General features: G+C 70.5%; 10 protein-coding genes. 7 read left to right on the top strand and 3 right to left on the bottom strand.

What is annotated here, in order from left to right; all coding sequences use genetic code 11:
* Positions 1-4 precede the first annotated feature (4 nt).
* The gene (locus ACX9TP_RS28355) at positions 5-1243 is read right to left on the bottom strand and encodes an MFS transporter (protein ID WP_482973755.1); all 1239 of its coding nucleotides are present in this window, start codon (positions 1241-1243) and stop codon (positions 5-7) included.
* A gap of 109 nt (positions 1244-1352) precedes the next feature.
* Entirely contained in the window at positions 1353-2015 is a 663-nt protein-coding gene (locus ACX9TP_RS28350) for an iron-containing redox enzyme family protein (protein WP_482973754.1), read from the bottom strand.
* Positions 2016-2173: 158 nt separating this feature from the next.
* On the opposite strand from ACX9TP_RS28350, the gene ACX9TP_RS28345 reads away from it, so the two are divergent.
* The 5 genes from ACX9TP_RS28345 (at position 2174) to ACX9TP_RS28325 (ending at position 8921) form a co-directional block, all read left to right on the top strand.
* Positions 2174-4753: a carbohydrate binding family 9 domain-containing protein gene (locus ACX9TP_RS28345; protein WP_482973753.1), complete on the top strand. Its 2580-nt coding sequence runs from the start codon at positions 2174-2176 to the stop codon at positions 4751-4753.
* 27 nt (positions 4754-4780) lie between these two features.
* Positions 4781-5932 (top strand): acyl-CoA dehydrogenase family protein, encoded by a 1152-nt coding sequence (locus ACX9TP_RS28340; protein WP_482973752.1) that lies wholly within the window; start codon positions 4781-4783, stop codon positions 5930-5932.
* Between the two features lie 207 nt (positions 5933-6139).
* On the top strand, positions 6140-7216 hold the full coding sequence (locus ACX9TP_RS28335) for a hypothetical protein (protein ID WP_482973751.1): 1077 nt from the start codon (positions 6140-6142) through the stop codon (positions 7214-7216).
* Positions 7217-7237: 21 nt separating this feature from the next.
* Positions 7238-8236: a fatty acid desaturase family protein gene (locus tag ACX9TP_RS28330; RefSeq protein ID WP_482973750.1), complete on the top strand. Its 999-nt coding sequence runs from the start codon at positions 7238-7240 to the stop codon at positions 8234-8236.
* Between the two features lie 214 nt (positions 8237-8450).
* Entirely contained in the window at positions 8451-8921 is a 471-nt protein-coding gene (locus ACX9TP_RS28325) for an NUDIX hydrolase (RefSeq protein ID WP_482973749.1), read from the top strand.
* A 9-nt stretch (positions 8922-8930) separates the two neighbouring features.
* On the opposite strand, the gene ACX9TP_RS28320 is transcribed toward ACX9TP_RS28325, so the two are convergent.
* Positions 8931-9194, bottom strand: coding sequence for a phosphopantetheine-binding protein (locus tag ACX9TP_RS28320; protein ID WP_482973748.1), 264 nt, complete (start codon positions 9192-9194; stop codon positions 8931-8933).
* Positions 9195-9468: 274 nt separating this feature from the next.
* Here ACX9TP_RS28320 and ACX9TP_RS28315 point away from each other — a divergent pair, with 274 nt between their 5' ends.
* Both ACX9TP_RS28315 and ACX9TP_RS28310 read left to right on the top strand, forming a co-directional pair.
* Positions 9469-10548: an ornithine cyclodeaminase family protein gene (locus tag ACX9TP_RS28315; protein ID WP_482973747.1), complete on the top strand. Its 1080-nt coding sequence runs from the start codon at positions 9469-9471 to the stop codon at positions 10546-10548.
* 99 nt (positions 10549-10647) lie between these two features.
* On the top strand, positions 10648-21057 hold the full coding sequence (locus ACX9TP_RS28310) for a non-ribosomal peptide synthetase (protein ID WP_482973746.1): 10410 nt from the start codon (positions 10648-10650) through the stop codon (positions 21055-21057).
* Positions 21058-21146 lie beyond the last annotated feature (89 nt).

Raw genomic sequence — 21146 nt, 5'->3', positions numbered from 1 at the left:
GGTGTCAGGTCTCCAGGACGGCGAAGGCGCGCGGACGGAGCGAGCGCAGCATCACCGCGAGGACGAAGAAGGAAAGCGCCGCGCTCGCGGTGACCAGGCGCACGCCCAGCCGGTCCGCCAGCGCGCCCTGCAGCCACACGCCGGCGGTGAAGCCCGCGTAGAGCAACATGCCGCTGAGGCTGGCGATGCGGGCCCGCATCTCCCCCGGCACGCGCGACTGGCAGAGGGTGGCCAGCCCCGTGTTCGCCAGCATGTAGAGGCCGCCCAGCCCCAGCACCGCGAGGACGGCGAAGGGCAGTGAGGGGGCCAGCCAGTACGCCGCCGCCATGAGGCCGATGAGCAGCAGGCACCACTCCAGCAGGCGCCCCTTCCCGAAGCGGTCCGCCAGTGAGCCCGCCGCGAGTGCGGCCAGGAGCGAGCCCGTCCCCTGCGCCCCGACGAGCAGCGACGTGGCGCCCGCGTCCAATTCGAGGACGCGGATGGCCATCACCGGCGCCAGCGCGGTGAAGGGCGCGATGCAGAACGCGACGGCCAGCGTGCCCAGCAGCGCCAGCGCGATGCCCGGCTCCCCACGCGCCACCTTCACGCCCTGCGCGATGCCTGCCCACAGGCTCTCGGAGCGCACGGCCTCGGGGGCCGGCGCCACGCCGCGAACGAAGCCCAGGGCCACCAGCACCGCGAGGAACGAGAGGGCGTTGACGAGCAGCGCCCACTGCACGCCCGCCAATGACACCACCGCCGCGCCCAGCGCCGGGCCGCAGATGCGCCCCACGTTGTACTGCGCGGAGTCCAGGCTCAGCGCGCTGTGCAGGTCCTCCTTCGGCACCACGCTGGCGATGAGCGCGGTGAAGGCGGGCAGGAAGAGGCTGGTGACGCAGCCATTCAGGAACGAGACGACGGCCACCGCCTCCACCGTGAGGTTGCCGGTGAAGGCGAGCGTCGCCAGCGTGCCCGCCAGGAGGAACTCCAGCGCCGTCCCCAGCGCGACGTAGCGGCGCCGGTCGAAGCGGTCCGCCAGCACTCCGCCCAGCGGTGACAGGACGATGGCGGGGAGGAACGTCAGCGCCGCGATTCCTCCCGTCCACTCCGCGCGACCCGTGACTTTCGTCACGTACACGCCCAGCGCCAGCACCTCCATCCAGGTTCCGATGTTGGAGAGCGCCGCCCCCGTCAGGATGAGGGCGAAGTCCCGGTGCTTCAGGGCGCGAAGCGAGGAGAGACGCGACAGTCGGAGCGCGGACACGGTGGCCCTTTTCTACCTCACCCCGGAACAGCTTGCCCGGGGCTTACAGGGCTTTAATGTCTCACCAAATATTTCCAGACTGTCAGTCATTGACGCGTCGCGCGAGACATCAGGCGACGCGGTTGTGCAGCTCCTCGAAGAAGCCGACCCACAGCGACCAGATTTCCTCGGCGCCGCGGACGATGGTGGCCATCTCCTCGTCCGTGTACTGGAGGCCCACGGTGTGGCCCGCGGTCTCCACGTGGTCCGGCTCCTGCTTCACGTGGATGTCCACCCACGGCAGCGACTTGAGGCCGGTGGTGCGGCGCAGGAGCTTGCCCAGCTTCGCCACCATGGTGAGGTCCGCCACCTCGGTGCCGTACAGGAAGCCCAGGCCGGTGAGGTAGTTGTCCGTGGAGCGCTTGTAGCCGTCGATGAGGCGCTGGGTGGCGGGCGTCATCGCCGCCTCGGACACCGCCGCGCGCGCCAGGCCCGCGTCCGTCATCGTCGTGATGAACAGGCGCTCGTGGGCGTTCGCCGGGTCCCCCTCGCCGACCTCCTGGTCGAGGATGTGGGACACGGCCGTCTTCATCTCCAGCTGCGGACATTCGGCGAGCAGCCGGCCCAGGAAGTTGGGAAAGTAGTGCATCGGGTGCCACCACTGCCCGAGCACCGTCTCCGCGTGCTCCTTCGGGAGCTGACGCTCATCCACCATCTGGAAGAAGCGGTGCTTGAGCAGCTGCTCGCGGTTGGGATTCTTGTTCAGCGCCGCCTCGATGGATTGGTTCCGCATGGCGTCTCCAGGGCTTTGAGGTCCGCAGTCTCAACGGCGCGACATCGTAGTCCTTGAAAACGGAGAAAACAACGTCAGGCCGGTGAGTACCGCTTACCGCGATATAGGACTGAGACCCGCTTTGCGTGTGGGACAAGGGAGCTGGTATCAATCCGCCCATGTTGTCTCATGCGAGGCTGACCGCGGCCCTGCTGGTGGCGCTGTGGGGGACGGGGGCCCGGGCCGCGCTGGAGGGCCCCGGACGGGAGCAGTTCCTCCGGGCGGCGCGCACGCCCGGCGCCATCGTCGTGGACGGGAAGCTGGATGAGGCGGTGTGGGGCACGGCGCCCGTGTTCGACGGCTTCGTGCAGCGCTTTCCCAAGGCGGGCGCCCCGCCCACCGAGCGCACGGAGCTGCGCGTCCTGTACGACGACGACACGTTGTACGTGGGCGTCTACGCGCACGACGCGGAGCCCGCGCTCATCGACTACCGGCTGGGTCGGCGTGACAGCCTTCCCCGCGCGGACAGCGTCCACCTGCTCATCGACTCGGCGCATGACCACCGCACCGCCATGGTGTTCTCCCTGAGCGCCAGCGGCGTGCAGAGCGACGGCCTCTACTTCGACGACCGCAACTACACGCAGAACTGGGACGGCGTCTGGGACGCGGCGGCGGGCCGCGCGCCGGATGGCTGGGTGGCCGAGTACGCCATTCCCCTCTCGCTGCTGCCGTTTCCCCAGGCGCAGGTGCAGACGTGGGGCTTCTCCGTGCGCCGCGACATCGGCCGGAAGAACGAAGAAATCGAGTCGGTGGAGAACCCGCGCACCACCAACGCAGTGGCGTCGCGGCTGGGGCACCTCACCGGCATGGAGGCGCTGCGCCCGCATGCGCGCTGGGAGGTGCGGCCCTACCTGGCGGCGCGCGGCGTCATGCGGCCCCAGTTCTCCTCGCCCAACCAGCCCACGCCCCGGCTGCTCAGCCCGGTGCTGGACGTGGGCCTGGACGCGAAGGCGGCCGTCACCAGTGACTTGACGCTGAGCGCCACGCTCAACCCGGACTTCGGAGAGGTGGAGGCGGATCAGCTCCTGCTCAACCTCAGCACCTTCGAAGCTTTCTACCCGGAGCGGAGGCCCTTCTTCACGCAGGGCCTGGAGCTGTTCGAGCCGGTGGGCATGACGTCGGAGACGGCGCCGATGTCGCTCTTCTACTCGCGGCGCATCGGCCTGGGGACGCCCATCCTCGGCGCGGCGAAGATGACGGGCACGGTGGGCAAGGGGGTGCAGGTGGGCGTCATGGAGGCGCTCGTCACCTCTCCGTGGCAGGAGCGGGACGAGACGACTCCGGACCGCGGGCTGCGCCTGGACGCGAGCCGGCCGCTGCACCTGGGCCCGGGTGTGGAGCTGCCCGGCGCCCCCACGGCCACCACCAACTTCCTGGTGGCGATGGTGCGCACGAAGGTGGGGACGAGCTCGCGCGTGGGCGGCTCGATTGCCTCGGCGCAGCCCTTCGAGGGGACGTGCCGGCCGGAGGACCTGAGGCCTGCCTCGGAGCTGCAGCCGGCGTCGTGTACGGCGCTGGGCTCGCTGGCGGGCTCGCTGGACTTCGACCTGAAGACGGGCGACAGCCAGTGGGGCGTGCTGGGCCTGCTGACGGCGTCGCGCGCCATGGCGGGGCCGCCGGAGCGGCTGCTGCGCGACGGCACGGTGCTGCGGCGCGGCGACATGGGCGCGGGCGGCTACGTGCGCGCGGGCCGCTTCGGCGGCAAGGGCTTCCGGCCGGAGGTGGGCCTGGACCTGGCAATGCCGAAGCTGGAGCTGAACGCCACCGGCTTCCAGCGCACGCAGAACGCCACGGCCCCGCGCTTCCAGTTGATGTACGCGCAGCCGGACGGCTTCGGGCCGCTGAACGACTTCTTCGCCACCCTCACCGTGAAGCCCCAGTGGACGGCGGACGGGCGGGGCGTGTACCGCGGCACGTCCGCCAGCCTCAGCGTGGACTCGCTGCTGCCGTCCTTCGACGTGCTGGGCGTGCAGGGCAGCCTGGACGTGGGTGGCTACGACGTGCGCGAGCTGGCCGGCACGGGCATCCCCCTGGAGCGCACGGGCGTGGCGTACCTCGGCCTCTACGGCAACACGAAGGCCACGCGCCGGGTGTACGTGGGCGGCAACGTGGGCACCAACCGCCGCCTGGCCACGGACGCCGCGCCCGCGCACTGGGACTGGGCGGCCAGCGTGTACGCCGTGATGACGCCGCACCCGGCGCTGCAGACGCGCGTGGAGGTGGGCAGCGACAGGACGCGGCACGGGCCCCGGTTCGTGGAGCCGCTGGACGAGCGCCATTTCCTCTTCGGCGACCTCGACTCGCGCTACCTGTCGCTCACGCTGCGGCAGCAGTGGATTGTCTCGCCGAAGCTGACGCTGCAGGGGTACGCGCAGCTCTTCACGGCGTATGGCGTGTACGGGCGCTACTTCACGGCGGACTCGGGGGACGGCCGCTCGCGCATCGACCTGGACACCCTGGAGCCGACGGTGCGGTTCAACAGCGCCAACTTCCATGACACGGCGCTGAACGTGAATGGCGTGGCGCGGTGGGAGTACCGGCTGGGCTCCACGCTCTTCCTCGTGTACTCGCACACGCAGCAGGGCCTGCCCACCCCCGCTGGAGAGGTGGCCCCGGCCACGCTGGGACCGAAGCGCCTGCTCAGGGGCCCGGCGACGGACGCGGTGATGCTCAAGTGGAGCTACTACTGGGGCGCGTGAAGCGCACCCGCCCCGGAGATGACACCCATGGATGCGCGCTTCACCCCGGAGCACGAGGCGTTCCGCCGCACGGTGCGCCAGTTCGTCGAGAAGGAGCTGACGCCGCACGCGCTGGAGTGGGACCGCGCCGGCGCCTTCCCGCGCGACGTCTACAAGAAGTGCGGCGAGCTGGGCTTCTTCGGCATCGACCATGACCCGAAGTACGGCGGCAGCGGGCTGGACTCCTGGTACGTCACCGTCTTCGCCGAGGAGCTGGCGCGCTGCCAGAATGGCGGCGTCAGCATGTCGCTGATGGTGCAGGGGCAGATGGCCACGCCCGTCATCAACGAGGTGGGCACCGACGAACAGAAGCGCGAGTTCCTCGCCCCGGCGCTCGCGGGCGAGCGCATCGCCGCGCTGGCCATGAGCGAGCCGGGCGCGGGCTCGGACCTGGCGCGCCTGGGCACCACCGCGCGGCGCGACGGCGACGACTACGTCCTCAACGGCTCCAAGATGTGGATTACCGGCGGCGCCCGCGCGGACTTCCTCGTCCTGGCCGTGCGCACCGGCGGCGAGGGCTCCACCGGCATCTCCCTGGTGACGTGCCCCACGGACGTGAAGGGCTTCCACGTCTCGAAGAAGCTGGAGAAGGTGGGGCAGCGCTCCTCGGACATGGCCATCCTCTTCTTCGAGGACTGCCGCATCCCCGCGCGCTACGTGCTGGGCCGGGAGAACGACGGCTTCTCCCTCATCATGAACAGCTTCCACGCCGAGCGGCTGGTGACGGCCGTCAACACCGTGGCGGTGATGGACGTGCTCCTGCGCGAGGCCATCCGCTACGGCCGCGAGCGCAAGGCCTTTGGCGAGCGGCTGGTGGACTTCCAGGTGTGGCGCCACAAGTTCGTGGACCACCTCACCCTGGTGGAGGCGGCGCGGCGGCTCACCTACCACGCGGTGGACCTCTACGAGCGCAAGCGCCGGCAGAAGGTGAAGCCGGTGAAGGAAATTTCCATGGCCAAGCTCCTCACCACCGAGCTGGCCCAGCGCGTCGCCTATGACTGCCAGCAGTTCTACGGCGGGCTGGGCTACGTCGAGGAGACGCACGTCGCTCGCGCCTGGCGCGACGTCCGCATGCTCACCATCGGCGGGGGGACTTCAGAGGTCATGAAGGAAATCATCGCCAGCATGCTCGCACTGTGACGGTGCGTCGCTGGCGCGCCGCGCCACGAGTCACGAGAGGTGGCGAGAGGTAGGGGCTGGCCGCAAGCCGTGCTCCAGTCTGCTTCACGTTAGGGCGGGTTTTCGTGGATGATACGTCTCACGGTCGAATCCTGATTCACGGGGATGTCTCGTGAGTCAGGGTCCAAGCATCGGCTCGCGCCCGGGCGCGAGAAGGGAACCCAGCCAATGTCCGCCACCGAGTCCGCGTGCCCTGTCAGCTCGTACAACGAGTGGGACCCCCTGGAAGAAGTCATCGTGGGCATCGTGGATGGGGCCACCGTCCCGCCCTCGCACATCGCGCTGAAGGCGACGCTGCCGGAGGACCAGCACGACTTCTTCCGGAAGCACGCGGGCAAGCCGTTCCCGGCCGAGCAGATTGCCGCGGCGAAGAAGGACCTGGAGGAGTTCGTCCACATCCTGGAGGCGGAGGGCGTGAAGGTCCGCCGCCCGGAGCCGATGGACCAGCTCAAGGCGTACGGCGCGCCGGGCTGGACGAGCACCGGCCTGTACGCCGCCATGCCCCGGGATTTGCTGCTGGTGGTGGGCAACGACATCATCGAGTGCCCCATGGCGTGGCGCTCGCGCTACTACGAGACGTCCGCGTACCGGCCGCTGCTCAAGGAGTACTTCCACGGCGGCGCCCGGTGGAGCGCGGGCCCCAAGCCGGAGCTGAAGGACGAGCTGTACGACTATGACTGGACGGAGGCGCACGACGGCGGGCCGTTCCGCTCCGTCATCAGCGAGTTCGAGCCCACCTTCGACGCCGCGGACTTCATCCGCTGCGGCAAGGACATCTTCGCGCAGCGGAGCAACGTCACGAACAGCTTCGGCATCGAGTGGCTGCGCCGCCACCTGGGCCCCGAGTACCGCATCCACGTCTTCGAGTTCGACGACCCGCACCCGATGCACATCGACGCGACGCTGGTGCCGCTGGCGCCGGGCAAGCTGCTCATCAACCCGGAGCGCGTGACGAAGGTGCCGGAGCTGTTCAAGGGCTGGGACGTCTTCAAGGCGCCCAAGCCCATCATGCCGGCCGAGCACACGCTCTACATGACGAGCAAGTGGATCAACATGAACGTCATCATGCTCGACGAGCAGCGCGTCGTGGTGGAGCGCTCCGACGAGCCGATGATTGCGTCCTTCAAGAAGTGGGGCTTCAAGCCCATCCTCTGCAACTTCCGCAACTTCAACTCGTTCGGCGGCTCGTTCCACTGCGCCACGCTGGACGTCCGCCGCAAGGGCCTGCTCCAGTCCTACTTCTAGGCCGCTCTCGGAGTCCTCGCGATGAAGGTCTGGAAGAACTCCCCGCTGGACGCGGTGATGCTCGGCTTGAGCGTCCTGCAGACGGGGACGATGCTGTGGCTGGCCGCGGGCTGGGAGCACGCCTCCGTCCTTCAACGGGCCGGGGGCTTCGCGCTCCTGGTCTTCATGATGACGTACAACATCATCATCATCTCGCACCTGTTCACCCACACCCCGTGGTTCGAGTCGCGCTGGCTCAACGCGGGGGTGTCGATGCTCAACTCGCTGAACATCGGCCAGTCGGTGCAGGCGTACCAGCTGACGCACGTGCGCAACCACCACCGGTACAACAACGACCGCCACGGGGCGGACGGGCACTCGCGGGACAGGTCCTCCACCTTCGAGGACGGGCAGGGTGGCGAGCACGACAGCGTGTGGCACTACGCCTTTGGCGGGGCGCTGCACACGCTGCTGGGCACCGCGCGCAACGTGCTGGCGGTGTGGCGGCTGTGGGGCGTGGGGCCGCATGAGCAGGCCCTGCACGAGCTGGCCACGAAGGACCCGGTGCGCCGCGCGCGCGAGCTGCGGCAGGTGCGGCTGGACCGGGTGGCGCACGTCGTGGGGCTGGGCGTCTTCCTCGCGCTGTCCTGGCAGTGGACGCTGGTGTGCTACGTGCCGGCCTTCTACCTGGCGCTCGCGCTGGTGAACGTGCAGAACTACTACGAGCACTACGGCGCGGTGCCCGAGAGCCGGTACACGGACTCGGTGAGCCACTACGGCCGGCTGTACAACCTGCTCACCTTCAATGACGGCCACCACCAGGAGCACCACCTGCGGCCGCAGACGCACTGGAGCCGCATGCCGGTGGTGCGCCGTGAGCACGCCGCCGCGCTGGACTCGGTGGAGCGCGTGGTGTCGCCCGTGCCCGCCATCGTCGGCTTCCTGTACTTCGGCCGGCCCCTGCTGCACCGCAAGGCCACCGCCGCCGCGCCGCCGCCACCGCCCGAGGAGTCCGCGGAGGCCAACCTGCTCGTGGGGTAGCCACTGCGCGCCGAGGCCCTCCTGTTGTGCGTGGCCGTGCTCGCCACTGGCTGCGCGTCGCTACCGCCGGCACCCGGCAGGGAAGGGCGCCTGGGCTATTCGTCGCATGCGGGCGCTGGGGCCGGCATGGGGCCACGCGAGAGCGTGACGCGGGCGGGGCCAGGCATATGAGGCGCTATAACCTCCCGATGAACTTCACCCCCGGTAGAGGGCGATGAGCGAGGGCCATGCCTGGCGGGGCAATTGGGTGGCCCGCCTGTATGAGCGGGTTCGCGAGCGCGGCTACGCCTCACTCACAGCCTTCGCCGAAGCGCGCCCCACTGCCTCGTTGGTGGCGCTGGCTGAGGAGCTTGGCAAGAACGACTTCGCAGCCGTGCAGGTGTTCAGCGGGTTGGTCGAAGAGGCAGAGCGAAGCAATCAGCTGACTCGACTGGTGCGCAGCCAGTTCGTGCGCGAACTATGGGAGTGTCTCCCCAACGGATGGCCAGAAGTAGGAGACGAACCAGGCCGCTTCAAGCTCGCGCTGGCGCTCGGTTCATGGTCCGCCTACACCCCTGAAACCCACCAGGAGCGGGTGAGTCAGGTGAGGGCCGCACTCCGCGCATCGCCGCCTCCGCCCGGATGGCGCCCCCTCGGTTCCGAGGACGAGCTGCTCCTTACGCTTCTCCCTGACGATCAGACCTGACGAGCGACGTCAGCTCGGGACGTGCAGTGCCCTGAGCAGGGCGTCACAGGCGGTGACCGCCTCTTCCAACGTACCGACCAGCTCGCCCATCTCCGGCCGCACGCCCAGCTCATCCTCGATGAGGTTGGCCAGGTTCGTCGCCAGCAGCGAATTACCGCCCATCTCGAAGAAGTGGTCCTTCGGCGTCACGGAGTCCACGCCGAGCAGCTCACACCAGTAGCCGGCGAGGCGCTGCTCCAGGGAGGGTGTCGAGGACGCGATGGCGGTGCTCAAGAGAGGCTCCTGTGGGCTCGGAGCAGGAAGGCTACCAACACCGGCTAATCGGGCAAATGTGGTATCTCAAGATACACGCACTTCGATACCAGGACGCACCGCGAAGCCGGCCTGCACGCACAGGCTCAGCAGTAACGCGGCAACGCCGTCGTCGCGTACTGTTAGATCCTGTCTAGATAGAATCCCTGTCTTAACAGTAAGTCCTGATTGGTGGCAGAGTGCGGACGCCTTCAACTTCTCGTCCCCTCACCCTCCCGCCCCCCGGAGAGCGCGCGTGAAGACACTCCTCGTCACCCAGGCGGACCTGCGCAAGCTCGTGCAGATGGAGGGCATCGACGCGCTGATGGACACCGTCATCGAGTCGCTGGAGCACGCGTTCCGCACCTTCGACGAGGAGCGCACCGAGCCTCGCAAGCGGGACGGCTTCACGCTGCGCAACGAGCGCACCGGCGTGCTGGAGTGGATGCCGGTGATGCAGCGCGGGGAGACCGTCACCATCAAGGTGGTGGGCTACAACCCGAACAACCCCTACCGCTACGGGGTGCCCACCATCATCGCCACCAACAGCGTGTACGACTGTGTCACGGGGCGGCTGCTGGAGCTGATGGACGGAGTGCTGCCCACCGCGCTGCGCACGGGCGCGGCGTCGGCCATCGCGAGCAAGTACCTGGCGGACCCGGACAGCCGCGTGGTGGGCATGGTGGGCTGCGGCGCCCAGGCCGTCACCCAGCTGCATGCCCTCGCGCGCCTGTTCCCCATCGAGCGCGTGCTCGCGTACGACGTGGACCTGGGCGTGCTGCGCACGTACCTGCGGCGCGTGGGCTTCCTCGGGCTGGACGTGCGCCCGGCGTCGCTGGAGGAGCTGGCCGCCGAGTCCGACATCATCTGCACCGTCACCTCCGTGGGCGTGGGCGAGGGCCCCGTCATTCCGGACGTCCGATTCAAGCCGTCGGTGCACGTCAACGCAGTGGGCTCGGACCTGCCGGGCAAGACGGAGCTGCCGCTGTCGCTGCTGGAGCGCAGCCTCGTGTGCCCGGACTTCCTCGCGCAGGCGCTCGTCGAGGGTGAGTGCCAGCAGCTGCGGCCGGAGCAGATTGGCCCCGGCATCATCGAGGTCGTCCAGAATCCGGAGCGCTACGCGGACTGGCGCAAGCGCTCCACCGTGTTCGACTCCACGGGCTTCGCGCTGGAGGACCAGGTGGTGACGCGGGCCCTCACGCGGCGCGCGCGAGAGCTCGGGCTGGGCACCGAGGTGGAGCTGGAGAGCCTGTCGGGGGACGCGATGAACCCGTACGACGAGCTCCTGCCCACGCACGGCTCCCATACGGGCCTGCGCACAGCCCGCGTGGACTGACGCGCCCCGTTCGTTTCTCCGAAGAACGCTCCTTCCACCTGGATTTCCCCCGGGCTCGCGCAAGCGCGCCCGGCGGGCTTGCGCGAGGTCAGGTGCACCATGACGCAGACACAGGCTTCCTCGGATGAAGGCACGCGGCAGCGGGGGGAGGCACCGGGACGAAGGCCTCCGCTGACGCACCAGCCGCACGAGGGCGAGGCGGTGCTGTCCTTCGCGCAGCAGCGGCTGTGGTTCCTCGCGCAGCTCGACCCGGGTGGCTTCGCATACAACGCCCCGTTCGCCACGAGGCTGAAGGGGCCGTTGGATGTGCGCGCGCTGGAGGCGGGCTTCCGGGAAGTGGTGCGGCGGCACGAGGCGCTGCGCACCACCTTCGCGCAGGTGGACGGCCAGCCGGTACAGCGCATCCACGCGCAGGTGGCGCTGACGCTCGAAGTGGAGGACGTGGCCGAGGCGGACGTCATCGCCCGCGCGGAGCAGGAGGCCCGCACGCCCTTCGACCTGGAGCACGGCCCGCTCTTGCGCGTGCGCCTGTTGCGTGTGGCCCCTGACGAGCACGTGCTGCTCTGGACGGTGCATCACCTCGTCTTCGACGGCTGGTCCATGGGCGTGCTGGAGCGCGAAGTGGCCGCGGTGTACGGCGCGCGGGGAGGGGGAGAGGCGTCCGAGCTCGAGCCGCTGCCCGCGCAGTACGCGGACTATGCGCGCTGGCAGCGCGAGTGGCTGAAGGGCGAGGTGCTGGAGCGGCAACTGGAGTGGTGGAAGGAGCGGCTCGCCGGGGCACCTCCCGTGCTGGAGCTTCCCACCGACAGGCCGCGTCCTCCCGTGCAGTCCTTCCGAGGCGCGCTGCTGCGCGTGCCGCTGCCGGAAGACCTGACGTCCGCGCTGCGCGAGCTGGGCCCCAAGGAGGGCGTGACGCTCTTCATGACGCTGCTGGCGGGCTTCCAGGCGTTGCTGGCGCGCTACAGCGGCCAGTCCGAGGTCGTCGTGGGCTCGCCCTTCGCCGGGCGAAGCCAGCATGACCTGGAGGGGATGGTCGGCTTCTTCGCCAACACCCTGGCCCTGCGCGCCGACACGGAGGGCGCGTCCTTCCACGAGCTGCTGGGCCGGGTGCGCAAGGCGTGTCTCGGAGCGTTCGTCCACCAGGACCTGCCCTTCGAGCAGCTCGTGGACGCGCTCCAGTCCACGCGGGACTTGAGTCGCTCGCCCCTCTTCCAGGCCGCCTTCGTGCTCCAGGGAGAGCCCGGCTCCGAGCTGAAGCTCTCTGGGGTGGGCGTGTCGGACGTCGCCTTCGAGCCCGGCGTGTCGAAGTTCGACCTCACGCTCTTCGTGCGGGAGACGCCCCAGGGCCTCGTGGGACTGTGGGAGTACAGCACCGGCCTCTTCGATGAAGCCACCATCGCCCGCATGGCGGAGCACTACGCGCGGTTGCTGGCGGCGGCGGTGGCTCGGCCGGAGCTGCGGGTGTCGGAGCTGCCGCTGCTCTCCGAGGACGAGCGCCACCAGACGCTGGTCGAGTGGAACGACACACGCACGGAGTACCCCCGTGAGGCGAGCATCCACGGCCTCTTCGAAGCGCAGGCGGCGCGCACCCCGGACGCAGTGGCCGTGGAGCTCGAGGATGCGCGGCTGACGTACGCCGAGCTGAACGGGCGGGCCAACCAGCTTGCCCGGTATCTGCGGCGGCACGGCGTGGTGGCCGGCAGTCGCGTTGGCCTGTGCGCGGCACGCTCGCTGGAGCTGGTGGTGGCCACGCTCGCCATCCTCAAGGCGGGCGGCGCGTACGTGCCTCTCGACATCTCCTATCCAGGCGAGCGGCTGGCCTTCATGGTGGAGGACTCAGGGCTCCACGTGCTGCTGGTGCAGCCCGCGCTCCTGTCACGGCTCCCCGCGGACCTGCGAGTGGACATCGTGCCCCTGGAGCCCGTGATGGCTTCCGGCACGGACGATGCGAACGGGCCGCACGGGCCCATGGGGGAAGAGCGTTCCGAGAACCTGGGCGGCGCGCCGATGCCCGCCGCCGGGCTCGCGTACATCATGTACACGTCGGGCTCGACGGGACGGCCCAAGGGCGTGTGCATTCCCCACCGGGGCGTGGTGCGCCTGGTGAAGGGCTCGCGCTTCGTGGAGCTGTCGGAGCGCGAGGTCGTCCTCCATGTTTCATCCATCTCCTTCGACGCGTCCACCTTCGAGCTGTGGGGCGCACTGCTCAACAGCGCGAAGCTGGTGCTCCTCTCCGAGCACGCGCCTTCATTGGAGGAGCTGGGCCGTGCGCTGGTGCGGCACGGAGTCACCACGCTGTGGCTCACCGCCGCGCTCTTCGAGCAGATGGTGGCCTCTCAGCCGGAAGCCCTCTCGGGCGTGCGGCAGGTGCTCGCGGGCGGCGACGTGCTTTCGCCTGCCGCCGTGCGGGCGCGCCTCTCCCGGGGCGGGCTGCTCGTCAACGGCTACGGCCCCACGGAGAACACCACCTTCACCTGCTGCCACCCGATGACGGAGCCCGGACAGGTGGGGCACACGGTGTCCATCGGCCGGCCCATCTCCAACACGCAGGTGTACCTGCTGGACGCGGCGCTGCAGCCGGTACCCGTGGGCGTCTGGGGCGAGCTGTACACGGGCGGGGACGGACTGGCGTGGGGCTACCTCGGCCGTCCGGAGCTGACGGCGGAGCGCTTCGTTCCGCACCCCTTCAGTGCGCAGCCCGGAGCCCGCCTCTACCGCACCGGAGACAGGGCCCGCTGGCTGCCGGACGGACGCATCGAGTTCGCCGGCCGGCTGGACGGACAGGTGAAGCTGCGCGGCTTCCGCATCGAGCCCGGAGAGGTGGAGTCCGCCCTGCTGCGCCACCCCGGCGTGCGCGAGGCGGTGGTGGTGGCACGCGAGGACGGGCCCGGCGGCAAGCGGCTCGTCGCGTACTTCGTCCCCCATGCGGAGACACCCACGACGGCACAGCTGCGCACCCACCTGCAGGCGAAGCTGCCCGAGTTCATGGTGCCCTCGGCCTTCGTCGCCCTGCCGGTGCTGCCCCTGACTCCCAATGGCAAGGTGGACCGCAAGGCCCTGCCGGCCCCGTACGTGGAGGCGGCCGCCGGAGACCCAGTAACGCCCCGCACCGCGATGGAGCAGGTGGTGGCCGGCGTGTTCGGCCCGCTGCTCGGGCTGGAGCACGTCGGAGCCGACAGTCACTTCTTCGAGCTGGGCGGCCACTCGTTGCTGGCCACCCAGGCCGTCTCACGGCTGCGCGAGGTGGTGGGCCGTGAGCTGCCGGTGCGTGCGCTCTTCGAATCACCCACCGTGGCGCAACTGGCCCGGCGGCTGGAGGAGGCGGCTGGGGCGACGTCAGCGCCGCTCACGCACCAGCCGCACGGCGGCGAGGCCGTGCAGTCCTTCGCCCAGCAGCGGCTGTGGTTCCTCTCGCAGTTCGACGCGAGCGGCATCTCCTACAACATCCCATTCGCCCTGCGCCTGAAGGGCCCGCTGGATGTGGAGGCCCTGGAAGCGAGCTTCCAGGAAGTAGCGCGGAGGCACGAGTCGCTGCGCACCACCTTCGCGGAGCAAGACGGTCGGCCGATACAGCGCATCCACTCGCGGCTGGAGTTGAAGCTGGGCGTGGAGGAGGTGGCCGAGGCGGAAGTCGTGGCCCGGGCGGAGCAGGAGGCCCGCCGGCCCTTCGACCTGGAGCGGGGCCCGCTGTTGCGCGTGCGCCTGCTGCGCGTGGCCGCCGAGGAGCACGTGCTGCTCTGGACCGTGCACCACATCGTCTTCGACGGCTGGTCCGTCGGGGTGCTGTACCAGGAGCTCTCGGAGTCGTACTCGGCCAGGGTCCGCGGAGAGGTGTCGCGGCTGGACGCGCTGCCGGTGCAGTACGCGGACTATGCGCGCTGGCAGCGCGAGTGGCTGAAGGGCGAGGTGCTGGAGCGACAGCTGTCCTGGTGGAAAGATCAGCTCGCCGGGGCGCCTCCCGTGCTGGAGCTGCCCACCGACAGGCCCCGTCCGCCCGTGCAGTCCTTCCGAGGCGCGCTGCTGCGCGTTCCGCTGCCGGACGCGCTGGCGAGCGGACTTCGCCAGCTCAGTCAGCGCGAGGGCGCCACGCTCTACATGACGCTGCTGGCGGGCTTCCAGGCGTTGCTCGCGCGCTACAGCGGCCAGTCCGACATCGTCGTGGGCTCCCCCATCTCCGGGCGCAACTGGCGTGAGGTGGAGCCGCTGCTGGGCTTCTTCGTCAATACGCTGGCCCTGCGCGTCGACACCGGCGGCGGCGTGTCCTTCCGCGAGCTGCTGGGCCGGGTACGCAAGACGTGCCTGGGGGCCTATGCCCATCAGGACCTGCCCTTCGAGCACCTCGTCGACGCGCTCCAGCCCACACGGGACATGAGCCGCTCGCCGCTGTTCCAGGTCATGTTCGTCATGCCCGGGACGCCGCAGCCGCTGGCGCTGGAGGGCGTCACCGCCGGGGAGCTCGTCTTCGAGCCCGGGGTGGCGAAGTTCGACCTCACCCTCTTCGCGTGGGAGCAGCCGCGGGGGCTGGAGACGTACTGGGAATACAACACCGACCTCTACGACGAGGCGACGGTGGCCCGCATGGTGGGGCACTACGTGTGGCTGCTGCAGGCCGCGGTCTCCGAACCCGGCCAGCGTGTGGCCTCACTGCCACTGCTGGGCGAGGCCGAGCGCAGCCGGTTGCTGCTGGAGTGGGGCGCGCGCGAGGATGCCACCTATGTCCCGGGGCTCATGCACCGCTGGGTCGAAGCCCAGGTGGCATGCACGCCCGGGGCCGAGGCGGTGACGGACGGCACCCGCTCGCTCACCTACGCGGAGCTGGATGCGCGCGCCAACCAGCTCGCGCACCACCTGCTGTCCCTGGGCGTGCGGCCCAATGGCTCCGTGGGCCTGTGCCTGGACCGGGGCAGCCTGGACATGCCGGTGGCCGTGCTGGCCACGCTCAAGGCGGGCGCGGCCTTCCTGCCGCTGGACCCCACCTGGCCCGCCGAGCGTCTGGCGCTGATGCTGGAGGACACCGGCGCGCCGGTGGTGGTGGCGCACGACCATCTCGTCCCGGCGGTGCCTCCCGGCTCGGGGGCGCACCTGCTGCGCCTGGATGAAGCGGCGGATGCCATCTCCGCGTGCCCCACGCACGCGCCGCCGGTGGACGTGTCGCCGGAGACACACTGCTACTTCGTCTACACCTCGGGCAGCACCGGCCGGCCCAAGGGCATCGTCATGTCCCACCGCGCGGTGGGCAACATGCTGTGGTGGCTGCTCCAGCGCTCGGTGAAGCCGGACGCCACCACGCTCCAGTTCGCCTCGCTCAACTTCGACGTCTCCTTCCAGGAGATGTTCGGCACCTGGTGCCTGGGCGGCCGCGTGCTGCTGATGACGCCTCCGCTGCGCCAGGACCCCACCGCCATGCTGCGCTACATGGTGCGGCACCTCGTGGAGCGGCTGTACCTGCCCTTCGTCGCTCTGCAGGCCCTGTGCGACGCGGCGCTCGGTGAGGCGGAGCTGCCACCGCTCACGGAGGTGGTGACGGCGGGCGAGCAGCTCCAGGTGACACCGGCGCTGGTGGCCTTCTTCGAGCGGCTCCCCGGCTGCGTGCTGGAGAACCAGTACGGGCCCTCGGAGGCGCATGTCGTCACCGCGTGGCGCGCGTCCGGCCCCCCGTCGTCCTGGCCCGCGCTGCCACCGGTGGGCAGGCCCATCCCCAACGTGCGGCTCCAGGTGGTGGACTCCGAAGGAGAGCCCTGTCCCATCGGCGTGGCCGGTGAGGTGTACGTCGCTGGCGCGAGCCTCGCGCATGGCTACCACGGGCGCCCGGACCTGACGGCGGACCGCTTCGTCCCGGACACCCTCGGAGGCCCGTCGGGGGCGCGCACCTATCGCACGGGCGACAGGGCGCGGTGGCTGGCGGATGGCAACCTGGAGTTCCTCGGCCGCCTGGACGGGCAGGTGAAGCTGCGCGGCTTCCGCATCGAGCTGGGCGAGGTGGAGGTGGTGCTGCGCGCCTTCCCCGGTGTGCGCGACGCCGTGGCCATCGTTCGTGAGGACGTGCCCGGAGACCGGCGCCTGGTGGCGTACGTGGTGCCGCAGGAGGGCGCGTCGGTGGAGCTCGCCGGGCTTCGCGAGCACCTGCAGGCGAAGCTGCCCGAGTACATGGTGCCCTCGGCCTTCGTGCCGCTCGACACGCTCCCGCTGGCGCCGACGGGCAAGGTGGACCGAAGGGCGCTGCCCGCGCCGACGGCGGACGCGGCACAGGCGGGGCTCGTGGCGCCCCGCACCGCGATGGAGCAGGTGGTGGCCGGCGTGTTCGGCCCCCTGCTGGGCCTGGAGCGGGTCGGGGCGGAGGGCCACTTCTTCGAGCTGGGCGGCCACTCGCTGCTGGCCACCCAGGCCGTCTCGCGGCTGCGCGAGGTGGTGGGCCGCGAGCTGCCGGTGCGCGCGCTCTTCGAGGCGCCCACGGTGGCGCAGCTGGCGCGACGACTGGAAGAGGTGCTGGAGAAGGAGCGGGGAGAGCCGCCACCGCCGCTGGTGCACCAGCCACACGGCGGCACGGCGGTGCAGTCCTTCGCGCAGCAGCGGCTGTGGTTCGTCTCGCAGCTCGACGCGGGGGGCTTCTCGTACAACATGCCCAATGCCCTGCGGCTGAAGGGCCCGCTGGACGTGGGCGCACTGGAGGCGTGCTTCCAGGACGTGGTGCGGCGGCATGAGGCGCTGCGCACCACCTTCACGGAGGTGGAGGGCCAGCCGGTACAGCGCATCCACGCGAAGGTGGAGCTGCGGCTCGAAGTGGAGGACGTGGCCGAGGCGGACGTCATCGCCCGCGCGGAGCAGGAAGCCCGCACGCCCTTCGACCTGGAGCACGGCCCGCTCCTGCGCGTGCGCCTGCTGCGCGTGGCTCCCGAGGAACACGTGCTGCTCTGGACCGTGCACCACATCGTCTTCGACGGCTGGTCCATGGGCGTGCTGGAGCGGGAAGTGGCTGCGCTGTATGGCGCGCGGGTGAGGGGAGAAGTGCCTGCATTGGAGCCGCTGCCGGTGCAGTACGCGGACTATGCGCGCTGGCAGCGAGAGTGGCTGAAGGGCGAGGTGCTGGAGCGACAGCTGTCCTGGTGGAAGGAGCAGCTGGCCGGAGTGCCGCCCGTGCTGGAGCTGCCCACCGACAGGCCTCGCCCCACCGTGCAGTCCTTCAACGGCGCCCACCTCCCGATGCGGCTGTCCGCGGAGCTGGCCGGAGCGCTGCGTGAGCTGAGCCGCAAGGAGGGCGTGACGCTCTTCATGACGCTGCTGGCGGGCTTCCAGGCGCTGCTGGCGCGCTACAGCGGCCAGTCCGACATCGTCGTGGGCTCCCCCATCTCCGGGCGCAACTGGCGTGAGGTGGAGCCGCTGCTGGGCTTCTTCGTCAACACGCTGGCCCTGCGCGTCGACACCGGCGGCGGCGTGTCCTTCCGCGAGCTGCTGGGCCGGGTGCGCAAGGCGTGCCTGGGGGCCTATGCCCATCAGGACCTGCCCTTCGAGCACCTCGTCGACGCGCTCCAGCCCGCACGGGACTTGAGCCGCTCGCCGCTGTTCCAGGTCATGTTCGTCATGCCGGGCGCCACGGTGCCCATGCCGCTGCCGGGCCTCGTCACGGAGGAGGTGGCCTTCGAGCCGGGCATGGCGAAGTTCGACCTCACACTCTTCGTGCGCGAGCTGCCCCAGGGACTCGTGGCGTACTGGGAATACAACACCGACCTCCATGACGAGGAGACGGTGGCCCGCATGGCCGGGCACTACGTGCGGCTGCTGCAAGGCGCGGTGTCCCAGCCGGGCCAGCGCGTGGACGCGCTGCCGCTGCTGGGCGAGGCCGAGCGCCGCCGATTGCTGGTGGAATGGAACGCCACCGAGGTACCGCTCCCCTCCGAGCCCCACGTGCACGCGCTCTTCGAGACGTGGGCCGAGCGAACCCCGGACGCGGTCGCCGTCCGCATGGGAGACGCGCGGCTCACGTATGGCGAGCTGAATCGCGCGGCCAACCAGCTCGCCCACAGCCTGCGTGGCGCGGGCGTGGGCCCGGACGTGCTGGTGGCGCTGTGCGTCCGACGCTCGTTGGAGCTGGCCGTGGGCGTGCTCGGCATCCTCAAGGCAGGGGGCGCCTACGTCCCGCTGGACCCGGCGTATCCACAGGAGCGCCTGGCCATGATGCTCCGGGCCTCGCGCGCACCGCTGCTCCTCACCCAGTCGACACTGCTCGACGTGCTGCCCTCGGACGAGGTGCGCACGCTGTGCCTGGATACGGAGTCCTTCGCGGGCGAGAGCGATGCGAATCTCCCGGACGTGGCCGGGCCGCAGTCGCTGGCGTACGTCATCTACACCTCGGGCTCCACCGGCGTGCCCAAGGGCGTGGCCATGCCGCACGGGCCGCTGCTCAACCTGCTGCACTGGCAGCTGGGCGCCTTCGTGACTCCTCGCGCCAGGACGCTCCAGTTCTCCGCGCTCAGCTTCGACGTGAGCTTCCAGGAGTTGCTCTCCACCTGGGCGGCCGGCGGCGAAATCGTGCTCATCACCGAAGAGCAGCGCATGGACGCCCGCGCGCTGCTGGAGCTGATGGACCGCCAGGAGGTGGAACGGCTCTTCCTTCCCTTCGTCGCGCTCCAGAACCTGGCGGAGGTGGCGGACCGTGAGGAGCGCGTGCCGCGGCGGCTGCGGGAGATCATCACCGCGGGTGAGCAGCTCCGGGTGACACCGGCCTTGCGGCGCTTCATGAAGAGGCTGGACGGCTGTGTCCTGCACAACCAGTACGGCCCGACGGAGTGCCATGCCACCACGGCCCTCCTTCTCTCGGGCGATGCCGGGGCGTGGCCGGACCTGCCGACCATCGGCCGGCCCATCGCCAACGGCCGCGTCCACCTGCTCGACGAGCACCTGTCGCCCGTACCCGCCGGTGTGCCGGGCGAGCTGTACATCGGCGGCGAGCTCCTGGCGCGCGGCTACCTCCACCGCCCGGAGCTGACACCGGAGCGCTTCATTCCCGACCCGTTCAGCTCGCGACCGGGCGCACGCCTGTACCGGACGGGAGACTTCGCGCGCTACCTACCGGACGGGGCCCTCGAGTTCCTCGGGCGCAGGGACGCACAGGTGAAGGTGCGCGGCTACCGCATCGAGCTGGCCGAGGTGGAGGCGGCACTGGCGCACCACCCGGCGCTGAAGGACTGCGTGGTGGAGGCGCGCGAGGATGGCTCGGGCCACAAGCGCCTGGTGGGCTACGTCGTCGGCGCGGGAGGTCCTCCGCCCCCGGCCGCGGAGCTGCGGGCGTTCCTCAAGGAGCGGCTCCCCGACTACATGGTGCCCGGCCACTTCGTGCCCATGGACGCCTTCCCGCTGTCACCCAGCGGCAAGGTGAACCGCCGCGCGCTGCCCGCGCCCGAGGGCTCCCTGAGCGACGCCACGCGCGTCCGCGTCGCGCCGCGCACCGCGCTTGAGCTGCAGCTCGTCCGCGCCTGGGAAGAGGTGCTGGGCCTGCACCCCGTGGGCATCCAGGACGACTTCTTCGAGCTGGGCGGCCACTCGCTGCTGGCCGTCCGCCTGCTGGGCCGCATCCGCGAGCTGACGGGCCGGGCGCTCCCCCTGGCGGCGCTCTTCCAGGGCGCGACGGTGGAGCAGGTCGCGGGCCTGGTGCGCCGCGAGCAGGGCCCCGCCTCACCCCTGGTGCAGCTCAGGGGCGGCACGGCGAAGCAGCCCTTCTTCTGCATCCACCCGGTGGGCGGCACGGTGCTGGCCTACGCGGAGCTGGCGCACCTGCTCGGGCCGGACCAGCCCTTCTACGGCGTGCAGTCCCCGGGGCTGGAGGGGGAGATGCCTCCGTGCGAGAGCCTGGAGGACCTGGCCGCGCTCTACCTGAAGGCCGTGCGCGCCGTTCAGCCGCATGGCCCCTACCTGCTCGGCGGCTGGTCGATGGGCGGCAGCCTCGCTTTCGAGATGGCCCGCCAGCTCCAGGCGCAAGGCGAAGAGGTCGGACTGCTGGCGCTCATCGACGCCTATGCGCAGGCCTTCCCGGGCGGCACGGTGACGCCGGAGTGGCTGGAGCCCGCGAGGTTGGGCGCGCTCTTCTATCGGGACTTGCTGCGCGCCACGGGGGCGGACCTTCCGTGCTCGGAAGAGGCGCTCTCACGGCTGGGGCCGGACGAGGCGCTGCGTGTGCTCGAAGCAGCGGGCCACAAGGCGGTGGCGCTTCCCGAGTCGGGCATGCAGACCCTGCACACGCTGCGGCGGGTGTTCGAGTCCAACCTCCGCGCGGCGTGGAGCTACGTGCCCCGGCCGTACGCGGGGGCGCTCCTGTCGTTCGAGGCGAGCGAGGCCACCCGGCCCCACGGCTGGGAGCCGCTGGCGCGGGGCGGAGTGGAGGTGCACACGCTGGAAGGGGACCACTACGCCCTCGTGCGCGGCCCGGGCGTCAAGGCGCTGGCCGCGCTGCTGCGGGAAGCCCTGGAACGGGCCCACGCGGGTCGAGCATGGGCGGAGCGGAGTGATTCTGCCTGAGGCAGGTCGGCGGAGGCCTGCCGCAGGCGTCGGGCTGCCACTCGACGGGGCGGGCTTCACCTCGCTGCCTTGTTGTCGCGGCGCCCATG

The organism is Pyxidicoccus sp. M15 (genome assembly GCF_056858435.1).
Note: the sequence above shows the minus strand (reverse complement) of the source record. Positions and strands in the feature narration are given on the sequence as shown.

Coding starts and splice junctions, on each gene's coding strand:
- ACX9TP_RS28350 (WP_482973754.1), bottom strand. CDS start 2,015: ATGCGGAACCAATCCATCGAGGCGGCGCTGAACAAGAATCCCAACCGC.
- ACX9TP_RS28330 (WP_482973750.1), top strand. CDS start 7,238: ATGAAGGTCTGGAAGAACTCCCCGCTGGACGCGGTGATGCTCGGCTTG.
- ACX9TP_RS28325 (WP_482973749.1), top strand. CDS start 8,451: ATGAGCGAGGGCCATGCCTGGCGGGGCAATTGGGTGGCCCGCCTGTAT.
- ACX9TP_RS28335 (WP_482973751.1), top strand. CDS start 6,140: ATGTCCGCCACCGAGTCCGCGTGCCCTGTCAGCTCGTACAACGAGTGG.
- ACX9TP_RS28340 (WP_482973752.1), top strand. CDS start 4,781: ATGGATGCGCGCTTCACCCCGGAGCACGAGGCGTTCCGCCGCACGGTG.
- ACX9TP_RS28345 (WP_482973753.1), top strand. CDS start 2,174: ATGTTGTCTCATGCGAGGCTGACCGCGGCCCTGCTGGTGGCGCTGTGG.
- ACX9TP_RS28310 (WP_482973746.1), top strand. CDS start 10,648: ATGACGCAGACACAGGCTTCCTCGGATGAAGGCACGCGGCAGCGGGGG.